This window comes from Streptomyces sp. AF1A, assembly GCF_047340315.1.
In the GTDB taxonomy this organism is placed as follows: domain Bacteria; phylum Actinomycetota; class Actinomycetes; order Streptomycetales; family Streptomycetaceae; genus Streptomyces.
Window position 1 is genome coordinate 1 of record NZ_JBLEBI010000152.1, and the last position, 17,039, is coordinate 17,039.

Genomic DNA, 17,039 nt, shown 5'->3' on the forward strand with positions numbered 1-17,039 from the left:
CCCGGCCGGCGGGATTCGTCTGGGAGCTTTCGGCTTTCGCCGCCCGCCCTTTCGACATTCACCACTTTAGCGGACTCCCTCGGGGACTCATAATCGAGTCCGGCGGTTTCGAATTCGGGCGCGCGAACGCACCAGAATCGACCCCGTTGAAGGGGTGGTGCTAGGTGGTGGGTTGGCCGCTCCGGCTGCAGGCGACTGCCGTACCCGGTTCAGCGGCTCGGGCTACGTTACGCACCTTCCCGGCGCGAGTCAACTTCGTCGGCGCCGCGGAACGTGGGCGCGGTACGGGCTCACCGTCGGGTCGTTCGCCACCCAGTAACGCCACGGGTGCACGTCGCCGTTGCCACCCTCGCCGGCGACGCCGGTGCGGGGGCCGTTGCGTACCTGGTCGGCGGCGACCGGCGTGCCGCTCAGCATGCGCAACGGCGTGTCGCCCACGGCGCACGCGTCCGTGCCGTCCAGGGACCGGTCGACCCCGAGGGCGGTGGCCAGGCGGGCCGGTCCCTTGGCCAGTTCCTTGTCGTTCCTGGCCGAGAGCCGGCGCTTGCGGGCCAGCTCGGCGCCCTCGACGACCTCGCCTGCGCGGAGCAGGACGGCGCTCGCCCTGCCCTCCGGTCCGCATACGAGGTTCATGCAGAACCACATGCCGTAGGTGAAGTAGACGTACACGTGCCCCGGCTCGCCGAACATCACCTCGTTGCGGGGGGTGCGACCGCGGTAGGCGTGCGATCCCGGGTCGTTCGGGCCGTCGTACGCCTCGACCTCCGTGAGGCGGACGGCGATCGGGCCGTCGGGCGTCGTCCGGACCAGGATGCGGCCGAGCAGGTCGGGGGCGACCTCCAGGACCGGGCGGTCGAAGAAGTCTCGGGGCAGTGGCGTACGGTCCGGGGGCGCGATCATGCCCTCCGAGGGTAGTCCAGACGGGTCACCGTGCCGGTGGAACCGAGGGCGGGCGGAACGCGTATGTAGGGGCGGGATCCATTCGTAAAGGGAGAGTCAATGGGGTTCAAGAAGCTGCTCGCGAGCCTCGGGGCCGGCGGGGCGTCGGTCGAGACGGTGCTGACCGAGGTCAACGTCGTACCGGGCGGTGTGGTCCAGGGTGAGGTGCGGATCCAGGGCGGGTCCGTGAGCCAGGACGTCGAGGGGCTGTCCGTCGGTCTGCAGGCGCGCGTCGAGGTGGAGCGCGGCGACGAGGAGTACAAGCAGGACATCGAGTTCACCAAGGTGCGGCTCGGTGGCGCCTTCGAGCTCCAGGCGAACGCGGTGCACGCGGTGCCGTTCGGCCTCGAGATCCCGTGGGAGACACCGGTCACGATGATCGACGGGCAGTCGCTGCGCGGCATGCACATCGGGGTGACGACCGAGCTGGCGATCGCGCGTGCCGTGGACTCCACCGACCTGGACCCGGTCAACGTGCATCCGCTGCCTGCGCAGAAGGCGATCCTGGACGCGTTCATCCAGCTGGGCTTCCGCTTCAAGAACGCGGACATGGAGCGTGGGCACATCCGGGGTACGCGGCAGACGCTGCCGTTCTACCAGGAGATCGAGTTCTATCCGCCGTCGCAGTACCGGGGCCTGAACCAGGTCGAGCTGAGCTTCGTGGCGGACGAGCACGCGATGGACGTCGTGCTGGAGATGGACAAGAAGCCGGGTCTGTTCAGCGAGGGTTCGGACACCTTCCGGTCCTTCCAGGTGGGGCAGCACGACTGGCAGGGGACCGACTGGGCGGCTTACCTCAACCAGTGGCTGTCCGAGGTCGGCAGCAGGCGCAACTGGTTCTAGGCTCGGGAACTGCTGGTTCCAGATCATCGATCAGGAGGTACCGAGGTGACCGAGCTCAAGCGGCGGCCGCTCCCCCACGACTTCCATCCGCCCGTGCCCTCGTTCACGGTGACGAGCGCGGACGTCGAGGAGGGCGCGACGCTGAAGAGCGCTCAGGTTTACGCGGAGGGCAACACCTCCCCGCAGTTGCGGTGGGAGGGCTTCCCGCCGGAGACCAAGAGCTTCGCCGTGACCTGCTACGACCCGGACGCGCCGACCGGCAGCGGGTTCTGGCACTGGGTGCTGTTCGACATCCCGGCCTCGGTGACGGAGCTGCCGGCGGGTGCGGGCAGCGGCAAGTTCGAGGGGCTGCCCGAGGGCGCCGTGCACGCGCGGAACGACTACGGGACGAAGGACTTCGGCGGTGCCGCCCCGCCGCCCGGGGACGGCCCGCACCGGTACGTCTTCACGGTGTACGCGGTGGACCAGGAGAAGCTGGGTCCGGATTCGGACGCGTCTCCCGCGGTCGTCGGCTTCAACCTGCGGTTCCACACGCTGGCGCGTGCGCAGCTCATCGGTGAGTACGAGAACCCTGCGCAGGGCTGAGCGCAGCGTACGGATTCAGCCGAGCGTTCATAGAACGTTTGCCCGCCTCCGGTCTTGGAAGTGATCGGAGGCGGGCATTTTTTATTGCGTTGTCCATCTCGGCGCGCCCGTCCAGAGTTGATCCAAGCCCGCCGGGGGGTGGGCAGGTGCACACGGGAGGTGGGCCGGATGCGTGACACGCTGGTGCTGAACGCGAGCTTCGAGCCGCTGTCGACGGTGACTCTGAACCGAGCCGTCGTCCTGGTGCTGCAGGACAAGGCCGTCGTCGAGCAGGCCCATCCGGAGCTGCGGATGCGCGGTGCCGACGTGGACATACCCGCGCCCCGGGTGATCAGGCTGTGCCGCTACGTGCGGGTGCCGTTCCGAAGACAAGCCCCGTGGTCGAGGCATGGGGTGCTGGTCCGGGACCGGCACCGGTGCGCGTACTGCGGGCGCAGGGCGACGACCGTGGACCACGTGGTGCCGCGGTCGCAGGGCGGGCAGGACACGTGGCTGAACACGGTCGCGGCGTGCGCGGAGGACAACCACCGCAAGGCGAACCGGACTCCCGCTGAGGCGGGCATGGCGCTGCTGCGGGAGCCGTTCGAGCCCTCTCCGGCCGACGCGATGCTGCTGGCGCTCGGGCAGGAGGAGTTCGACGCGCTGCCGCAGTGGCTGGCGCAGTCCGCGGCGTAGGGCGAGGCGCGAGGGGTCGTCAACTCGAGGTCTACCGCGGAAGTTGCAGGAACCACGGGCGTACGGCCGCTGTTGCCGGTCAGGGTCAACCCGGTGCGGGACGACCGGCCGGTGGGGGCGGCCGTAACTTCGTGCACAGCACCGCGGGTCGATCGGGGGACCCGACGGGGGGACCCGGCCCGCGGCGTACCGAAGGGACGACCACGTCATGACCAAGCTCAGCCTGCGTACCCGCGCCGCCGTGTCCGCGACCGCCGTGGCGGCGGCCGCGCTCGGCTTCTCCGGGATGACCGCCGGAGTGGCCTCGGCCAACCCCCACGCGCCCGTTCTGAAGTACGGCTCCTCCGGGCACGGTGTGTGGTGCGTGCAGCGGATCCTCAACCGCAACTACCCGGGGGCGCTGGCGGAGGACGCCAAGTACGGCACGTACACCAAGGCGTGGGTGAAGTACTTCCAGGAGCACCACGGGCTGACCGGCCGTAACGCGGACGGCATCGTGGGGAAGAAGACCGGCACCAAGCTGCTGGCCTCCATCGGCGGCGACAAGTACTGCTACAAGTACCTGCCGACCCTGAAGTGACCGCCCGTCCGGGGCGCGCCGACCACGCGGCCCGGGGTGAGCGGAACGGTTCACGGTGAGTACGGCGGCCCGCCTCCTCGTCCATGGCGAGGAGGCGGGCCGACTCGTGTGCGGGGCGGGCGCCGTCAGTCGATCTGCGGCTTCTCGCGGCGCTGGTCCGGGACAGTGCCGGCGGCGGCGTTGTGGCCGGAGCCGCCGTTGCCGCCCGAACCGCCGCCGAGCGGGCCGAAGTTGCCCATGGCGCCGGACAGGCCCTTGAGGGCGTCGCCGATCTCGCTGGGCACGATCCAGAGCTTGTTGGCGTCGCCCTCGGCGATCTTCGGGAGCATCTGCAGGTACTGGTAGGACAGCAGCTTCTGGTCGGGGTCGCCGGCGTGGATGGCCTCGAAGACCGTGCGGACGGCCTGGGCCTCGCCCTCGGCGCGCAGGGCGGCGGCCTTGGCCTCACCCTCGGCGCGCAGGATCTGGGACTGCTTCTCGCCCTCGGCGGTGAGGATGGCGGCCTGGCGCGTACCTTCGGCGGTGAGGATCGCGGCGCGCTTGTCACGGTCGGCGCGCATCTGCTTCTCCATCGAGTCCTGGATGGAGGTGGGCGGTTCGATGGCCTTCAGCTCGACGCGGTTGACGCGGATGCCCCACTTGCCGGTGGCCTCGTCGAGGACGCCGCGCAGGGCCGCGTTGATCTCCTCGCGGGAGGTGAGGGTGCGCTCCAGGTCCATGCCGCCGATGATGTTGCGCAGCGTGGTGACGGTGAGCTGCTCGATCGCCTGGATGTAGCTGGCGACTTCGTAGGTGGCGGCGCGGGCGTCGGTGACCTGGTAGTAGATGACGGTGTCGATGTTGACGACCAGGTTGTCCTGGGTGATCACCGGCTGGGGCGGGAAGGGGACGACCTGTTCGCGCAGGTCGATGCGGTTGCGGATGGTGTCGATGAACGGGACCACGATGTTCAGGCCCGCGTTCAGGGTCCGTGTGTAGCGGCCGAAGCGCTCGACGATGGCGGCGCTGGCCTGTGGGATGACCTGGATGGTCTTGATCAGGGCGATGAAGACCAACACCACCAGAATGACCAGGACGATGATGACCGGTTCCATCGTGTTCCCCGTACCCCTCTCCGCCTCGGCGCCTCGGCAGATCTCGTGGTTGGATCTCGTGGCTGTAGAAGATCTTGCTGGTCGAGTCTGACAGACCGTCGCCCAACTCGTGGGCCGGATGCCTCAGATGACGATGGCGGTCGCCCCTTCGATCTCCACGACGTCCACCTCCTGGCCCACTTCGTAGGCGCGGCCGGTGTCGAGGGAGCGGGCCGACCAGATCTCTCCGGCGAGCTTGATGCGTCCGCCGGAGCCGTCGACGCGTTCCAGGACGACTGCCTGCCTGCCCTTCAGGGCGTCGATGCCGGTGGCGAGTTGAGGCAGCTGTCTGCCGTGCCGGGCCGCGATGGGGCGGACGACGGCGATGAGCGCGACGGAGACGACGACGAACGTGAGGACCTGGATCACGGCGTTGAGGCCGAGTCCCGCGACGACGGCGGCGGCGACCGCTCCGACCGCGAGCATGCCGAACTCCGGCATGGCGGTGACCACGAGCGGGATTCCGAGCGCCGCCGCGCCGACGAGCCACCACACCCATGCGTCGATGTCGTTCACACGGTCATGGTAGGGCCGGGTCAGGGTGGCGGACAGGGTGCGCGGGGAGTGCGCAAGGGTCAGGTCAGGGGCAGGCCCTGCGCGGTCCAGCGGTCGCCGACCTGCTCGACGACGAGCGGGAGGCCGAAGCAGCGGGAGAGGTTGCGCGAGGTCAGTTCGAGCTCGATGGGGCCGGCGGCGAGGACCTTGCCCTGACGGAGCATCAGGACGTGGGTGAAGCCGGGGGCGATCTCCTCGACGTGGTGCGTGACCATGATCATGGAGGGCGCGATGGGGTCGCGGGCGAGCCGGCCGAGGCGGCGGACCAGGTCCTCACGGCCGCCGAGGTCCAGGCCGGCGGCGGGCTCGTCGAGCAGGAGCAGCTCGGGGTCGGTCATCAGCGCGCGGGCGATCAGGGTGCGCTTGCGCTCGCCCTCGGAGAGGGTGCCGAACTTCCGGTCGAGGAAGTCGGTCATGCCGAGGCGGTCGAGGAAGGCGCGGGCACGCTGCTCGTCGACCGCCTCGTACTCCTCCTGCCAGCCGGCGGTCATGCCGTAGGCGGCGGTGAGGACGGTCTGGAGGACGGTCTGGCGCTTGGGGAGCTTCTCGGCGAGGGCGATGCCGGCCACGCCGATGCGCGGGCGCAGCTCGAAGACGTCGGTGCCGGGCCTGCCGAGGGTCTCGCCGAGGATGCTCGCGGTGCCGGTGCTGGGGAAGAGGTAGCTGGAGGCAACGTTCAGGAGGGTGGTCTTGCCGGCTCCGTTGGGGCCGAGGATGACCCAGCGCTCGCCCTCCTTCACCGACCAGGAGACCTGGTCGACCAGAGCCCGGCCCTCGCGGACCACGGATACGTCCTGAAGCTCCAGAACATCGCTCATGAGCGCGTTGTCTCCCCTTGCAGTGTGGCCGGTCTCGGCTGTGCGTACGCCTGTGGCTCGGTCCGCCGCGCCGGTGGGCGCAGCCCTTATGAAATCTACGCCACGAGTGCGCCGGTCCATTCCATCGGTCCGGTCCTTAGGGTGGGGGCATGCTCTCGGAACCGCGTTCAGGACGCCTCGCCGCTTGGGGAAATTCCCTTTTGGCCGGACTTGTCTCTCCGGATGACGCCGTGCACGCCATCGTGGGCGAGGACACGGTGCATCGCGTGGAGGGGCTGCCGGGGGAATCCGCGCAGGTCGGGCTCACGCTCGCGCTGGGGCGGCTGCGGGCCCTGGGGGTGTCGGGGCTGCGGGTGGCGCTGCCGGCGCCGGGGCATCCGCTGGGGCTGAGCGGGCCCGCGGACTTCAATGCGCGGGCTCTGGAGGCCGAGGAGGCGGTGGTCTGCTTCGGTGCCGCGCTCGGACTGGTGCCGGAGGTCCTCGAGGCCGGGCCCGAGGGCGATGTGCACGCCGAGGTGGTCTGGCGGGTGCTGCCGGTACGGGAGGCGCCGCCCGCGGACGTGCCGTCGCTGGGCGAGGCGGAGCGGGAGCTGGCGGAGGCCCTCAGGGAGGCGACGGAGGTGCTGTCGAAGCTGGACGTCGCGGGGTCGGGCCCGGTGGCGGAGGCGGCGATCGACGCCTACCGGGCGCGGGCCGAGCACGGGCGGGAGATGCTGGCGCCGGGGTACCCGCCGCGTGCGGTGCGGGTGCTGGAGCTGGCCCGGCGGGTCGCGCTGCTGGTCTCCCTGGCGCACGGCACCGGGCACGGGGCCGCGGTCAGCTCCGCGGAGATGGCCGCGCGGACGCAGGCGCTGCAGCCGGTGGAGCGTACGGCGCGGCGGGCGCAGGTGGCGGCGTACAACTCGATCGTGGAGGAGCGGGAGCGCGGGGGGCGCTGACCCGGGAGGGCTCCTCAGGTCGTCGGTGCCTGAGGAGCCCGTGGCGGTTCAGTTGCCGGCGGCCTGGTTGCCGAACGCCGGGTTCAGCGCGCCGATGACGTTGACGCTGTCGCCGACCACGTTCACCGGGACGTGAACCGGGATCTCGACGACGTTGCCCGAGGCGAGGCCCGGGGAGTTCACGGCCGCGCCCTCGGCACCCGAAGAGGCGACGGCGGCACCGGCCGACGCGCCCGCGGCGATTCCGGCGACGGTCACGGCGACGGCGGCCTTCTTGGCGATGTTCATGGGACGGTTCCTCCTGCGTGTGCTCGTCCGACCCGGCCGTGGGTCGTGTCCTGGATCAACGCGGGAGTCGTCCGCGAGGTACGGGCGGGCAAGGCGGGAGCGCCCGTTCGGGGCAGTCGGATGACAAACGGACAGGCCTCCCGGTCGCGTCCGGGAGGCCTGAGGTCGTCGTCGGCGCTGCCTCAGTGGTTGAGGCCGAGGTTGCCGAACGCCGGGTTCAGCGCGCCGATGACGTTGACGCTGTTGCCGACCGCGTTCACCGGGACGTGAACCGGGACCTGGACGACGTTGCCCGAGACGACGCCCGGGGAGCCATGGGCCGCGCCGGCGGCCTGGGCGCCGTCGTGGGCGGAGGCCAGACCGGCGCCGGCGGCCACCAGGCCACCGGCCATCATCGTCACGGCCGCTGCCTTCTTCAGGTTCTTCACTTTCCAACCCCTCCTGGGCTTCTCACCGCGGCGGTTCGCCGCAGCACGCACTGGAGAACGGCGGAGATCGCCGGAGGATGCGCCGTCCGGGTGACATTCCCACGACGGTATGAATCTCAGTCCGGAACGGAACCCTCCGTGTTGCCGCGGGTGACGGCTCACGCGGCGCGCGTTTCAGCCGGTCACGCCGTGCCGTACGGCCCACAGGGCGGCCTGGGTGCGGTCGGCGAGGTCCAGTTTCATCAGGATGTTGGAGACGTGCGTCTTGACGGTCTTCTCGGAGAGCACCAGGGCGCGGGCGATCTCGCGGTTGGAGCGGCCGTCCGCGATCAGGCCGAGCACCTCGCGCTCCCGCTCGGTGAGCGAACCCGCCCTGCCCTGGCCGGGGCCTGCCTCCTCCTGGGCGAGCAGGGCGCCCGCGACCTCCGGCTGGAGCAGGATGTGCCCGGCGTGCACGGACCGGATGGCACCGGCCAGCGCGTCCGGGTCCACGTCCTTGTAGACGTATCCGGCGGCGCCCGCGCGCAGGGCCGGGACGACCGTGCGCTGCTCGGTGAAGCTGGTGACGATCAGCACGCGCGCGGGGTTGCCGAGCTCGCGGAGCCTGCGCAGGGCGTCGATGCCGTCCATGCCCGGCATCTTGACGTCCATGAGGACGACGTCGGGCCGCAGCTCCTCAGCGCGGTCGACACCGTCGGCGCCGTCGGCGGCCTCGCCGACGACGGCTATGTCGTCCTGCACCTCCAGGAAGGTGCGCAGGCCCCGGCGGACGACCTGGTGGTCGTCGACGAGCAGCACTCTGATGGGGTCAGCCACCGGGGACCTCCAGCTCGATCGTGGTGCCCTTGCCGGGCGCCGATTCCACGGTCAGCGTGCCGCCCACCCCGCTCGCCCGGTCCCGCATGGAGACCAGGCCCAGATGGCGCCCGGCGCGGCGGACCGCCTCGGGGTCGAAGCCCGTGCCGTCGTCGGTGACGCGGAGCACGGCGCCGCCGCCGCGCCGCGCCAGGCTCACCTCGACACGGCCGGCGTCCGAGTGGCGCAGCGCGTTGTGCAGGGCCTCCTGGGCGACCCGGAGCATCGCCTCCTCCTGGGCGGCGGGCAGGGCCCGGAAGCCGCTGCTGGTGAAGGTCACGCGCGCGGTGTGGGCGCGGTCGAGGACCTGGGTCTGGGTGCGCAGGGTGGCGACCAGGCCGTCCTCGTCCAGGGCCGCGGGCCGCAGCTCCACGACGGCCGCGCGCAGCTCGTCAGCGGCCTCGGCGGCGAGCGCGGCGACCTGGTGCAGCTCGACCTTGGCGCGGCCGGGGTCGCGGTCGACGAGGGCGGCCGCGGCCTGGGCGGTCAGGCGGAGCGAGAAGAGCTTCTGGCTGACCGCGTCGTGCAGCTCGTGGGCGAGGCGGGAGCGCTCCTCGGCGATGGTCAGCTCGCGGCTGCGCTCGTACAGGCGGGCGTTGGTGAGGGCGATGGCGGCGTGCTGGGCGAGGATGGAGAGCAGCTCCTCGTCCTCCTCGGTGAAGCCGCAGCCCCCGTCGGCTCCGGCGGGGCACGGGTGTTCCCGCCCGGGGCGGAGCTTGTTGGCCAGGAAGAGGGCGCCGATGACCTCGTCGCCGTCCCGGATGGGCAGGCCCAGGAAGTCGACCAGGTCCGGATGGGCGGACGGCCAGCCCTCGAAGCGCGGGTCCTTGCGCACATCGGCGAGCCGCTCGGCCTTCGCCTCGCGCAGCATCGCGGCGAGGATGCCGTGCTGGCGGGGCAGCGGGCCGATCGCCTTCCACTGGGCCTCGCTGACGCCGTCCACCACGAACTGGGCGAAGCCGCCGTGGTCGTCGGGGACGCCGAGGGCGGCGTACTGCGCGTCGAGCAGCTCGCGGGCGGAGGCGACGATCGTCTTGAGGACGTCGCGCACCTCCAGGTGCCTGCTCATGGCCAGCAGCGCGGAACTCACCGCGGCGAGGCCGGACCGGGGGCCGTGACTCATGTCCTCACGGTACCGGCGGGGTGTGACAGCGCGGATCGGACCGGTGGCGGCTGGGACCGGGCCTCGCGACGTAGGCCCTGCGGGGTAGGTCTCGCGGCCCCGGGCGGGCGTCGTACGCCGAAGGACCCCCGCGGTCTGCGGCCCGCGCCGGAGGTGCCCGGGCGGGTGCCGTTCCTACGTTGATCCCGTCCGCCCGTGGGGGGCGGTGAGCGACGAGGGGACGGTAGTCATGCCGGTAGCGATCATCACGGGGGCCTCGAAGGGGCTGGGGCGGGCGCTCGCCGAGGCTCTGGCCGCGCGCGGCTGGGACCTGGTGCTCGACGCGCGGACAGGTCGGGCCCTCAAGGAGGCCGCCGAGTCCGTCGCCGCGCACGGCGGCACCCGGGTGGCGGCGCTGCCCGGGGACGTCACGGACGCCGGGCACCGGGCCGAGCTGGTGGCCGCCGCGCGGGGCCTGGGCGGGGTCGACCTGCTGGTGAGCAACGCCAGCGCGCTGGGCGCCGAGCCGCTGGTGCGGCTGGCGGAGCTGCCCCTGGAGGGGCTGCGGCGGGCGCTGGAGGTGAACGTGACGGCCGCGCTGGGCCTGGTGCAGGAGGCGCTGGAGCCGCTGCGGGCGTCGGCGGCGGGCGCGGTGATCGCGGTCAGCTCGGACGCGGCGGCCGAGGCGTACGGGACCTGGGGCGGCTACGGGGCCTCGAAGGCCGCCCTGGACCAGCTCGCGGCGGTGCTGGCGGTGGAGGAGCCGGGGCTGCGGGTGTGGGCGGTGGACCCCGGTGACATGGCGACCGACCTGTACGCGGCGGCCGTGCCGGAGGATGACGATCCGCGCCCTGCTCCCGCCACGGTCGTGCCGGCGTTCCTGCGGCTGCTGGACGAGCGGCCGCCCAGTGGCCGGTATGCGGCGCCGGCTCTGGTGGAGGGGCGATGAGGACGGTCGTACGGGTGCCCGAGGAGCTGTCCGCGCGCGTGCCGGCCGAGCAGCGGGGTCCGGGGCTGGAGCGGGACGCCGTACGGCTGCTGGTGTCGCGCGGCACCGAGGTGGCGCACCACGCGTTCCGGGAGCTGCCGCGGTTGCTGCGGGCCGGGGACCTGCTGGTGGTGAACACCTCGCGCACGCTGGCCGCGGCGGTGGACGGGCGGATCGATCACGCGCGCGTGGTGGTGCACTTCTCCACGCACGGGGACGACGGACGCTGGGCGGTGGAGCTGCGGGAGCCGGACGGACGCGGTACCACGCGCGCGCGTACGGGCACGTGCGCGGGGACAAAGGTGCGGTTGCCGGGCGGGGCGCGGCTGGTGCTGGAGGAGCCGCTGAGCGAGCGCGGGCAGCGGCTGTGGTGGGCGCGGGCCGGGGTACCGGTCCTGGAGCTGCTGTGGGAGCACGGGCGGCCCATTCGCTACTCCTATACGGAGCGCGACCAGCCGCTGTCCGTGTACCAGACGGTGTTCGCGCTGCCCTCGCCGGACGGGTCGGGCAGTGCGGAGATGCCGAGCGCGGCGCGGCCCTTCACGGCGCGGCTGGTGGCGGAGCTGGTGAGCCGGGGGGTGCTGTTCGCGCCGGTGGCGCTGCACACGGGGGTGGCGTCGGCGGAGGCGCACGAGCCGCCGTATCCGGAGCGGTTCGCGGTGCCGGAGGGCTCGGCACGGTTGATCAACGCGGTCGTGGCCGGCGACGGGCGCGTGATCGCGGTCGGTACGACGGCCGTGCGGGCCGTGGAGTCGGCCGCGGGGCCGGACGGCGTGGTGCGGGCGGCCGAGGGGTGGACGGATCTGGTGGTCACGCCCGAGCGCGGGGTGCGGGTGGTGGACGGGCTGCTGACCGGGCTGCACGAGCCGAGGGCCTCGCATCTGCTGATGCTCGAGGCGGTCGCCGGGCGGGCCGCGGTCGACCGTGCCTACGAGGAGGCGCTGCGCGGGCTCTACCTCTGGCACGAGTTCGGCGACGTCCATCTCATCCTGCCGGACGAGGGGCCTCACTGAGCGCGTTGCAGGGGCAACGCGCGGTGAGACCTCCGCCCCTCCGATGTGAGCCCGCGCATAGGGCCCAGATCACGTACGAAAGCGCATAGGAGATAAAGCGCCCGCACATGAACGGGACAGACGGCCCCGTCTGTCCCGTTTTGTCACTCCCTGATCCACTACCCGGGATAGTACGTCACACCTTTGCCTGGGCATTTTGCGGCCGCTAAGAATTATTCCCGTCGCTCAACGCCGTGGGCCGTACCCCCACGGCGTTCGTGCGGGAGGAGCCGATTCCCCCGGCGGAACGCAGGAGCGACCTCCGCGCTATCGAAGAGGTCCATTCAGCCATGCCCAAGAACATCCTCGACCGTGCTCATAAGGCCATACGCGCTCATCGTCGCCCCGTGACCAGGCAGCACAAGATCGCCGTCGCCGGCGTCGCCGCGCTCGGCACCGCCGCCGTCGCCCTCTCGGCGGTCCCCGGCAACGCCGAGACCGTCACCACCGGCGCCCCGGCCGCGACCGCCCAGGTCGCCGGCACCGCCGCGCTGCAGCACGTCAAGGGTACGGTCACCGACCAGCTCGCCACGCGGACCGTCAAGCTCGACGCGCTCGCGGCGCAGAAGAAGGCCCAGGACGCGGCCGCCGCCCAGCAGCGCGCCGAGGCCGCCGCGAAGAAGGCCGCCGCCGACGCCGCCGCCAAGAAGGCCGCGCAGCAGCGCGCCCAGGAGGCCGCGAGCCGCTCGGCGCAGCGCATCGACGTGCAGCCGGTCGCCGCGAAGACCTACGCGAACAACCTCGACGGCTGGATCCGGCACTCGCTGGACATCATGAGGCAGAACAACATCCCGGGCTCCTACAGCGGCATCTACCGCAACATCATCCGGGAGTCCTCGGGCAACCCGATGGCCATCAACAACTGGGACATCAACGCCCAGAACGGCATCCCCTCCAAGGGCCTGCTCCAGGTCATCGACCCGACCTTCCGCGCGTACCACGTGAACGGCACCTCGTGGAACATCTACGACCCGGTCGCCAACATCACGGCCGCCTGCAACTACGCGGCACACCGGTACGGCTCGATGGACAACGTCAACAGCGCGTACTGAGGTCGGCGCGGACCTCTGACGACGCGGAAGGGCGGCACCCCGTCGAGGGTGCCGCCCTTCGCCGTGCCTACGGGCGCGGTGTGCCGTGCGTCACGGTCACTTGCGCATGACCTCCGGCTCGTGGCGGCGCAGGAAGCGAGCCACCAGGAAGCCGCAGACCACTCCGAGCGCGATCAGCGCGATCATGTCCAGCGTCCAGGCCCCGCCCGTGTGGTTCCACAGCGGGTCGGTGTTGGTCGGATCGTCGGTGTTCGGGGCGATGTTGTTGAAGTCCAGCGTGGCGCCGGCCGCGCCCACCGCCCAGCGCGACGGCATCAGATACGAGAACTCGTTGACGCCGAGCGTGCCGTGCAGGGTGAACAGGCAGCCGGTGAACACGACCTGGATGATCGCGAACATCACCAGCAGCGGCATGGTCTTCTCGGCGGTCTTCACCAGCGAGGAGATCACCAGGCCGACCATCATCGAGGTGAAGCCGAGCGCCATGACCGGCACGCACAGCTCGAGCAGGGTCGAGCCGCCCAGCACGACACCCCGGTCGGGGATCTCGCGGCTGGAGAAGCCGATCAGGCCGACCATCAGGCCCTGCAGCACGGTGACCGCGCCGAGCACGACCACCTTCGACATCAGGTACGCCGACCGGGACAGGCCGGTCGCGCGCTCCCGCTCGTAGATCACCCGTTCCTTGATCAGCTCGCGCACGGAGTTGGCGGCGCCGGAGAAGCACGCGCCGACGGCGAGGATCAGCAGCACGGTGGTGGCCGTGCCGTTCGGGATGTGCAGGCCGGTCCTGGGGTTGACCGGGTTCACCAGCAGGCCGTGCTTGTGGTCGATCAGCAGGCTGACCGCGCCGATCACGGCCGGCAGGATCACCGTCAGCGCCAGGAACCCCTTGTCGGAGACGATGACCGACACATAGCGGCGCACCAGGGTCATCAGCTGTGACCCCCAGCTCTGAGGCTTGGGCGGCTTCATCGCCTGCGGCGGAGGCATGTGTACGGCCTGCGGGGCGACCGCGTCCACGTCCGCGGCGTACATCTGGTAGTGCTGCGAGCCCTTCCAGCGGCCCGCCCAGTCGTAGTCGCGGTAGTTCTCGAAGGCGGAGAAGACGTCGGCCCAGCTGTCGTAGCCGAAGAAGTTCAGCGCCTCCTCCGGCGGACCGAAGTAGGCCACCGAGCCGCCCGGCGCCATCACCAGCAGCTTGTCGCACAGGGCCAGCTCGGCCACCGAGTGGGTGACGACCAGGACCGTGCGGCCGTCGTCGGCGAGGCCGCGCAGCAGCTGCATGACATCGCGGTCCATGCCCGGGTCGAGACCGGACGTCGGCTCGTCCAGGAAGATCAGCGACGGCTTGGTGAGCAGTTCCAGGGCCACCGAGACACGCTTGCGCTGGCCGCCGGACAGGGACGTGACCTTCTTGTCCTTGTGGACGTCCAGCTTCAGCTCGCGCAGCACCTCGTCGATGCGGGCGTCGCGCTCCTGCGCGGTGGTGTCGGCCGGGAAGCGCAGCTTGGCCGCGTACTTCAGCGCCTTCTTGACGCTCAGCTCCTTGTGCAGGATGTCGTCCTGCGGGACCAGGCCTATGCGCTGGCGCAGCTCCGCGAACTGCTTGTACAGGTTGCGGTTGTCGTAGAGCACCTCGCCCTCGTTGGCCGGCCGGTAGCCGGTGAGCGCCTTCAGCAGCGTCGACTTGCCGGAGCCGGACGGGCCGATGACCGCGATCAGGGACTTCTCCGGGACGCCGAAGGAGACGTCCTTCAGGATCTGCTTCCCGCCGTCGACGGTGACCGTCAGATGGCGTGCGGAGAAGGAGACCTCACCGGTGTCGACGAACTCCTCGAGCCGGTCGCCGACGATCCGGAAGGTGGAGTGGCCGACACCGACGATGTCGGCCGGGCCGAGCTGCACCGAGCCGCCCTTGGGGATCGGCTGGCCGTTGACGTACGTGCCGTTGTGCGAGCCGAGGTCGCGGATCTCCATGCGGCCGTCCGGCGTCGCGTGGAACTCCGCGTGGTGCCGGGAGACCTGCAGGTCGGAGACGACCAGGTCGTTCTCCAGGGCACGGCCGATCCGCATCACGCGGTCGAGCGAGAACTGGTGGAACGTGGTCGGGCTGCGGTCGCCGTAGACCGGCGGCGCCCCCGCCGCGCCACCGGGTGTCCTCTGCACGTACTGATCGGCCGGGCCCGCCTGCTGCTGCGGGAACGCGGGGGTCTGCTGCGGCTGTTGCCGGCCGGCCTGCGGGACCTGCTGGTGCGGCACCGCCTGCTGCGGCGGTTGCGCGGCCGCCTGCTGCGGGGCCTGCTGGGCCCAGCCGGGCGCGCCGGCTCCCTGCGCGGCGTACGGCGCCGACTGCGGCTGGTTCGCCGCGGCCGGCGAGAGGTTCAGCCGCGGCCCGTCCGTCGCGTTGCCGAGGTGCAGCGACGTGCCCGGACCGATCTCCGACTGCTGGACCCGACGGCCCTGCACGAAGGTGCCGTTGGTGCTGCCGTGGTCCTCGATGACCCAACTGCGGCCGTTGAAGCTGACCGTGGCGTGTCGCCAGGAGACCCTGGCGTCGTCGAAGACGATGTCACCCTGCGGATCGCGGCCGAGGGTGTAATGCCTGGACGGATCGAGCGTCCAGGTACGTCCGTTTGATTCCAGTACGAGTTCCGGCACTCCATGCCCCACTGAGTTGTCCCCCGAATTACCCCCGTCACAGGGAGTCTAGGGATGTCGAACATCGTGGGGAACTATTTCAGGCGCGGCCCTCTGACCGAAACCCGGGCCTTGCCGCGAACGCCCTCACGCGCTTCGACTCGCGCCGTTGACGGGGTTGAAACCGGGCCGGAGAGTGGTAAACCCCGCGAGGGGGACGAGCGCGGCTGCGGTGCCGCGCCGCGGATCGGGGGGTCTGCCATGAGCTCTGTCACGGGCGCCGGTACCGAGCGGCACGGCAGGACACTGCCCTGGCCCGACATCCTGCTGTCCGCGATCGCCGCGGTGAGCTGGGCGTTGATCGGGATGGCCGGCACGGCCGCGCTCGGCCTGCACCTGCTCCGGGCCGATGCCGCGGGCTCACTGGGCCCCATGACGGCGGCCGTTGTGGCGCTCGCGGCGGGCGGTTCCGTGTCCCCGTCGGGCGACGTGTCCGCCTTCGGGCTGACCGGCGCGCAGGCCCACACCGCCATCGAGTTCACGCCACTCGGGGTGAGCCTCGTCGGTGCGCTGCTGCTGTCGTGGTTCTTCCTACGGTCCCTGCGCGCGGCCGGAGTTGTGGTCGCACCCGGCGAACTCCTCGCCCGCGCGGGCGCGGTGCTCGTGCTCTTCGTGGCGATGCTGGGAGGTCTCGCCTGGGCCGGCCACGACGTCATCACCATCGACGGCGGCTCCCTCGGCCTCGACAGGCTGCCGGGCGGGGGCGGCAAGGGCGGCGGGCTGAGCATTCCCGGCCTCGGGGACGTGAGCGGCCTGCTGCCGGACCGGATCGGCCATCTGATCCACGCCAAGGCCGCGGTCGGCTTCACCGTGGACACCTCCGCCACACTCCTCGGCGGGCTCGGCTGGTGCGCCGGAATCCTGCTGATCGCGCTGCTCGCCTCGCGTCGCACCCCCCTGCCGCCCGGCTGGAGCGCCGTGCACCGGGTGGTGCGGCCGGCGGTCTCGGCGCTGGTCACCGCACTGCTGCTGGCCGTGGTGGCCGGGCTCGCGGCGGCGGGCTACGCGGCGGTCGGCGACGACCACCCCCGGCGGATCGCCGGCGCGGCCCTGCTCGGCGCGCCGAACGGGGTCTGGCTCGGCATACCCCTCGGACTGTTCGTCCCCTGGGACGGCAGGGCCACGGGCGAACTCGGCAGGCTGCTCCCGCACCCCCTGGACCAGTTGCTCGGCGCACGGTCCGACCAGCCCGTGACCGTGGGCAGGCTGGCCGATCTGGACGGACGGGTGTGGCTGCTGGTCGTGGCGGCCGCACTCCTGATGCTGCTGGCCGGCGTCCTGACGGCGGCACGGACCCCGGTACGGCCCACCGGCAGCGCCCTCGCCCTCGCCGGCCAGTGCGCCCTGCGGCTGGGCGTGGCGACCGCCCTCGCCCTGCCCCTCCTGGCCTGGCTGACGAACGTCTCCGTGTCCGCCTCCCTCTCCGTCCTCGGCTTCGACGCCTTCGGCGCGAGCATCGCCCTGCACGCCCGCCTCGCCCTGGCCCTCCTCCTGGGCGCCCTGTGGGG

Annotated in this window: 18 protein-coding genes; 9 read left to right on the plus strand and 9 right to left on the minus strand. The window is 71.7% G+C overall.

The window, feature by feature from the left end; translation table 11 throughout:
- Positions 1-249: 249 nt before the first annotated feature.
- The gene (locus ACLU3S_RS28815; RefSeq protein ID WP_413954888.1) at positions 250-900 is read right to left on the minus strand and encodes a DNA-3-methyladenine glycosylase; all 651 of its coding nucleotides are present in this window, start codon (positions 898-900) and stop codon (positions 250-252) included.
- 99 nt (positions 901-999) lie between these two features.
- Between ACLU3S_RS28815 and ACLU3S_RS28820 the strand changes: the two genes are divergently transcribed.
- The 4 genes from ACLU3S_RS28820 (at position 1,000) to ACLU3S_RS28835 (ending at position 3,622) form a co-directional block, all read left to right on the plus strand.
- The gene (locus tag ACLU3S_RS28820; RefSeq protein ID WP_413954889.1) at positions 1,000-1,782 is read left to right on the plus strand and encodes a sporulation protein; all 783 of its coding nucleotides are present in this window, start codon (positions 1,000-1,002) and stop codon (positions 1,780-1,782) included.
- Between the two features lie 45 nt (positions 1,783-1,827).
- Positions 1,828-2,367, plus strand: coding sequence for a YbhB/YbcL family Raf kinase inhibitor-like protein (locus ACLU3S_RS28825; protein ID WP_413954890.1), 540 nt, complete (start codon positions 1,828-1,830; stop codon positions 2,365-2,367).
- Between the two features lie 168 nt (positions 2,368-2,535).
- A complete protein-coding gene (locus ACLU3S_RS28830) occupies positions 2,536-3,042 on the plus strand; it encodes an HNH endonuclease (RefSeq protein ID WP_413954891.1) in 507 nt (168 codons plus the stop codon).
- A gap of 208 nt (positions 3,043-3,250) precedes the next feature.
- Positions 3,251-3,622, plus strand: coding sequence for a peptidoglycan-binding domain-containing protein (locus ACLU3S_RS28835; RefSeq protein WP_413954892.1), 372 nt, complete (start codon positions 3,251-3,253; stop codon positions 3,620-3,622).
- Between the two features lie 125 nt (positions 3,623-3,747).
- Here the strand turns inward: ACLU3S_RS28835 and ACLU3S_RS28840 are convergent, their stop codons facing one another.
- The 3 genes from ACLU3S_RS28840 to ACLU3S_RS28850 all read right to left on the minus strand — a co-directional run bounded on the left by ACLU3S_RS28840 (position 3,748) and on the right by ACLU3S_RS28850 (position 6,128).
- Positions 3,748-4,716, minus strand: a complete 969-nt coding sequence (locus ACLU3S_RS28840; protein WP_413954893.1) for an SPFH domain-containing protein — start codon at positions 4,714-4,716, stop codon at positions 3,748-3,750.
- 123 nt (positions 4,717-4,839) lie between these two features.
- The gene (locus tag ACLU3S_RS28845; protein WP_413954894.1) at positions 4,840-5,271 is read right to left on the minus strand and encodes an NfeD family protein; all 432 of its coding nucleotides are present in this window, start codon (positions 5,269-5,271) and stop codon (positions 4,840-4,842) included.
- A 59-nt stretch (positions 5,272-5,330) separates the two neighbouring features.
- Positions 5,331-6,128: an ABC transporter ATP-binding protein gene (locus ACLU3S_RS28850; protein ID WP_413954895.1), complete on the minus strand. Its 798-nt coding sequence runs from the start codon at positions 6,126-6,128 to the stop codon at positions 5,331-5,333.
- A gap of 149 nt (positions 6,129-6,277) precedes the next feature.
- Here ACLU3S_RS28850 and ACLU3S_RS28855 point away from each other — a divergent pair, with 149 nt between their 5' ends.
- Positions 6,278-7,066 carry a hypothetical protein gene (locus tag ACLU3S_RS28855; protein ID WP_413954896.1) on the plus strand — a complete coding sequence of 263 codons (789 nt, stop codon included), beginning with the start codon at positions 6,278-6,280 and terminating at the stop codon, positions 7,064-7,066.
- Between the two features lie 48 nt (positions 7,067-7,114).
- On the opposite strand, the gene ACLU3S_RS28860 is transcribed toward ACLU3S_RS28855, so the two are convergent.
- The 4 genes from ACLU3S_RS28860 to ACLU3S_RS28875 form a co-directional block, all read right to left on the minus strand.
- A complete protein-coding gene (locus ACLU3S_RS28860; protein ID WP_413954897.1) occupies positions 7,115-7,354 on the minus strand; it encodes a chaplin in 240 nt (79 codons plus the stop codon).
- 182 nt (positions 7,355-7,536) lie between these two features.
- Complete coding sequence (locus ACLU3S_RS28865) at positions 7,537-7,782, minus strand: chaplin family protein (RefSeq protein WP_413954898.1); 246 nt, start codon at positions 7,780-7,782, stop codon at positions 7,537-7,539.
- Positions 7,783-7,956: 174 nt separating this feature from the next.
- A complete protein-coding gene (locus tag ACLU3S_RS28870; protein WP_413954899.1) occupies positions 7,957-8,598 on the minus strand; it encodes a response regulator in 642 nt (213 codons plus the stop codon).
- Positions 8,591-9,760 carry a GAF domain-containing sensor histidine kinase gene (locus tag ACLU3S_RS28875; protein WP_413954900.1) on the minus strand — a complete coding sequence of 390 codons (1,170 nt, stop codon included), beginning with the start codon at positions 9,758-9,760 and terminating at the stop codon, positions 8,591-8,593. Before ACLU3S_RS28875 ends, ACLU3S_RS28870 begins: the two co-directional genes overlap by 8 nt.
- Before the next feature lie 229 nt (positions 9,761-9,989).
- Here ACLU3S_RS28875 and ACLU3S_RS28880 point away from each other — a divergent pair, with 229 nt between their 5' ends.
- The 3 genes from ACLU3S_RS28880 to ACLU3S_RS28890 all read left to right on the plus strand — a co-directional run bounded on the left by ACLU3S_RS28880 (position 9,990) and on the right by ACLU3S_RS28890 (position 12,831).
- Complete coding sequence (locus tag ACLU3S_RS28880; RefSeq protein ID WP_413954901.1) at positions 9,990-10,688, plus strand: SDR family NAD(P)-dependent oxidoreductase; 699 nt, start codon at positions 9,990-9,992, stop codon at positions 10,686-10,688.
- A complete protein-coding gene (locus ACLU3S_RS28885) occupies positions 10,685-11,740 on the plus strand; it encodes an S-adenosylmethionine:tRNA ribosyltransferase-isomerase (protein ID WP_413954902.1) in 1,056 nt (351 codons plus the stop codon). The genes ACLU3S_RS28880 and ACLU3S_RS28885 overlap by 4 nt, the downstream gene beginning before the upstream one ends.
- Before the next feature lie 329 nt (positions 11,741-12,069).
- The gene (locus tag ACLU3S_RS28890; RefSeq protein ID WP_413954903.1) at positions 12,070-12,831 is read left to right on the plus strand and encodes a transglycosylase SLT domain-containing protein; all 762 of its coding nucleotides are present in this window, start codon (positions 12,070-12,072) and stop codon (positions 12,829-12,831) included.
- Between the two features lie 96 nt (positions 12,832-12,927).
- Here the strand turns inward: ACLU3S_RS28890 and ACLU3S_RS28895 are convergent, their stop codons facing one another.
- On the minus strand, positions 12,928-15,492 hold the full coding sequence (locus tag ACLU3S_RS28895; protein ID WP_413954904.1) for an FHA domain-containing protein: 2,565 nt from the start codon (positions 15,490-15,492) through the stop codon (positions 12,928-12,930).
- 240 nt (positions 15,493-15,732) lie between these two features.
- On the opposite strand from ACLU3S_RS28895, the gene ACLU3S_RS28900 reads away from it, so the two are divergent.
- Positions 15,733-17,039 (plus strand): streptophobe family protein (locus ACLU3S_RS28900; protein WP_413954905.1); only part of this gene is annotated, 1,307 nt, incomplete at its 3' end.

Coding starts and splice junctions, on each gene's coding strand:
- ACLU3S_RS28875 (WP_413954900.1), bottom strand. CDS start 9,760: ATGAGTCACGGCCCCCGGTCCGGCCTCGCCGCGGTGAGTTCCGCGCTG.
- ACLU3S_RS28850 (WP_413954895.1), bottom strand. CDS start 6,128: ATGAGCGATGTTCTGGAGCTTCAGGACGTATCCGTGGTCCGCGAGGGC.
- ACLU3S_RS28890 (WP_413954903.1), top strand. CDS start 12,070: ATGCCCAAGAACATCCTCGACCGTGCTCATAAGGCCATACGCGCTCAT.
- ACLU3S_RS28815 (WP_413954888.1), bottom strand. CDS start 900: ATGATCGCGCCCCCGGACCGTACGCCACTGCCCCGAGACTTCTTCGAC.
- ACLU3S_RS28835 (WP_413954892.1), top strand. CDS start 3,251: ATGACCAAGCTCAGCCTGCGTACCCGCGCCGCCGTGTCCGCGACCGCC.
- ACLU3S_RS28860 (WP_413954897.1), bottom strand. CDS start 7,354: ATGAACATCGCCAAGAAGGCCGCCGTCGCCGTGACCGTCGCCGGAATC.
- ACLU3S_RS28830 (WP_413954891.1), top strand. CDS start 2,536: ATGCGTGACACGCTGGTGCTGAACGCGAGCTTCGAGCCGCTGTCGACG.
- ACLU3S_RS28880 (WP_413954901.1), top strand. CDS start 9,990: ATGCCGGTAGCGATCATCACGGGGGCCTCGAAGGGGCTGGGGCGGGCG.
- ACLU3S_RS28855 (WP_413954896.1), top strand. CDS start 6,278: ATGCTCTCGGAACCGCGTTCAGGACGCCTCGCCGCTTGGGGAAATTCC.
- ACLU3S_RS28820 (WP_413954889.1), top strand. CDS start 1,000: ATGGGGTTCAAGAAGCTGCTCGCGAGCCTCGGGGCCGGCGGGGCGTCG.
- ACLU3S_RS28840 (WP_413954893.1), bottom strand. CDS start 4,716: ATGGAACCGGTCATCATCGTCCTGGTCATTCTGGTGGTGTTGGTCTTC.
- ACLU3S_RS28885 (WP_413954902.1), top strand. CDS start 10,685: ATGAGGACGGTCGTACGGGTGCCCGAGGAGCTGTCCGCGCGCGTGCCG.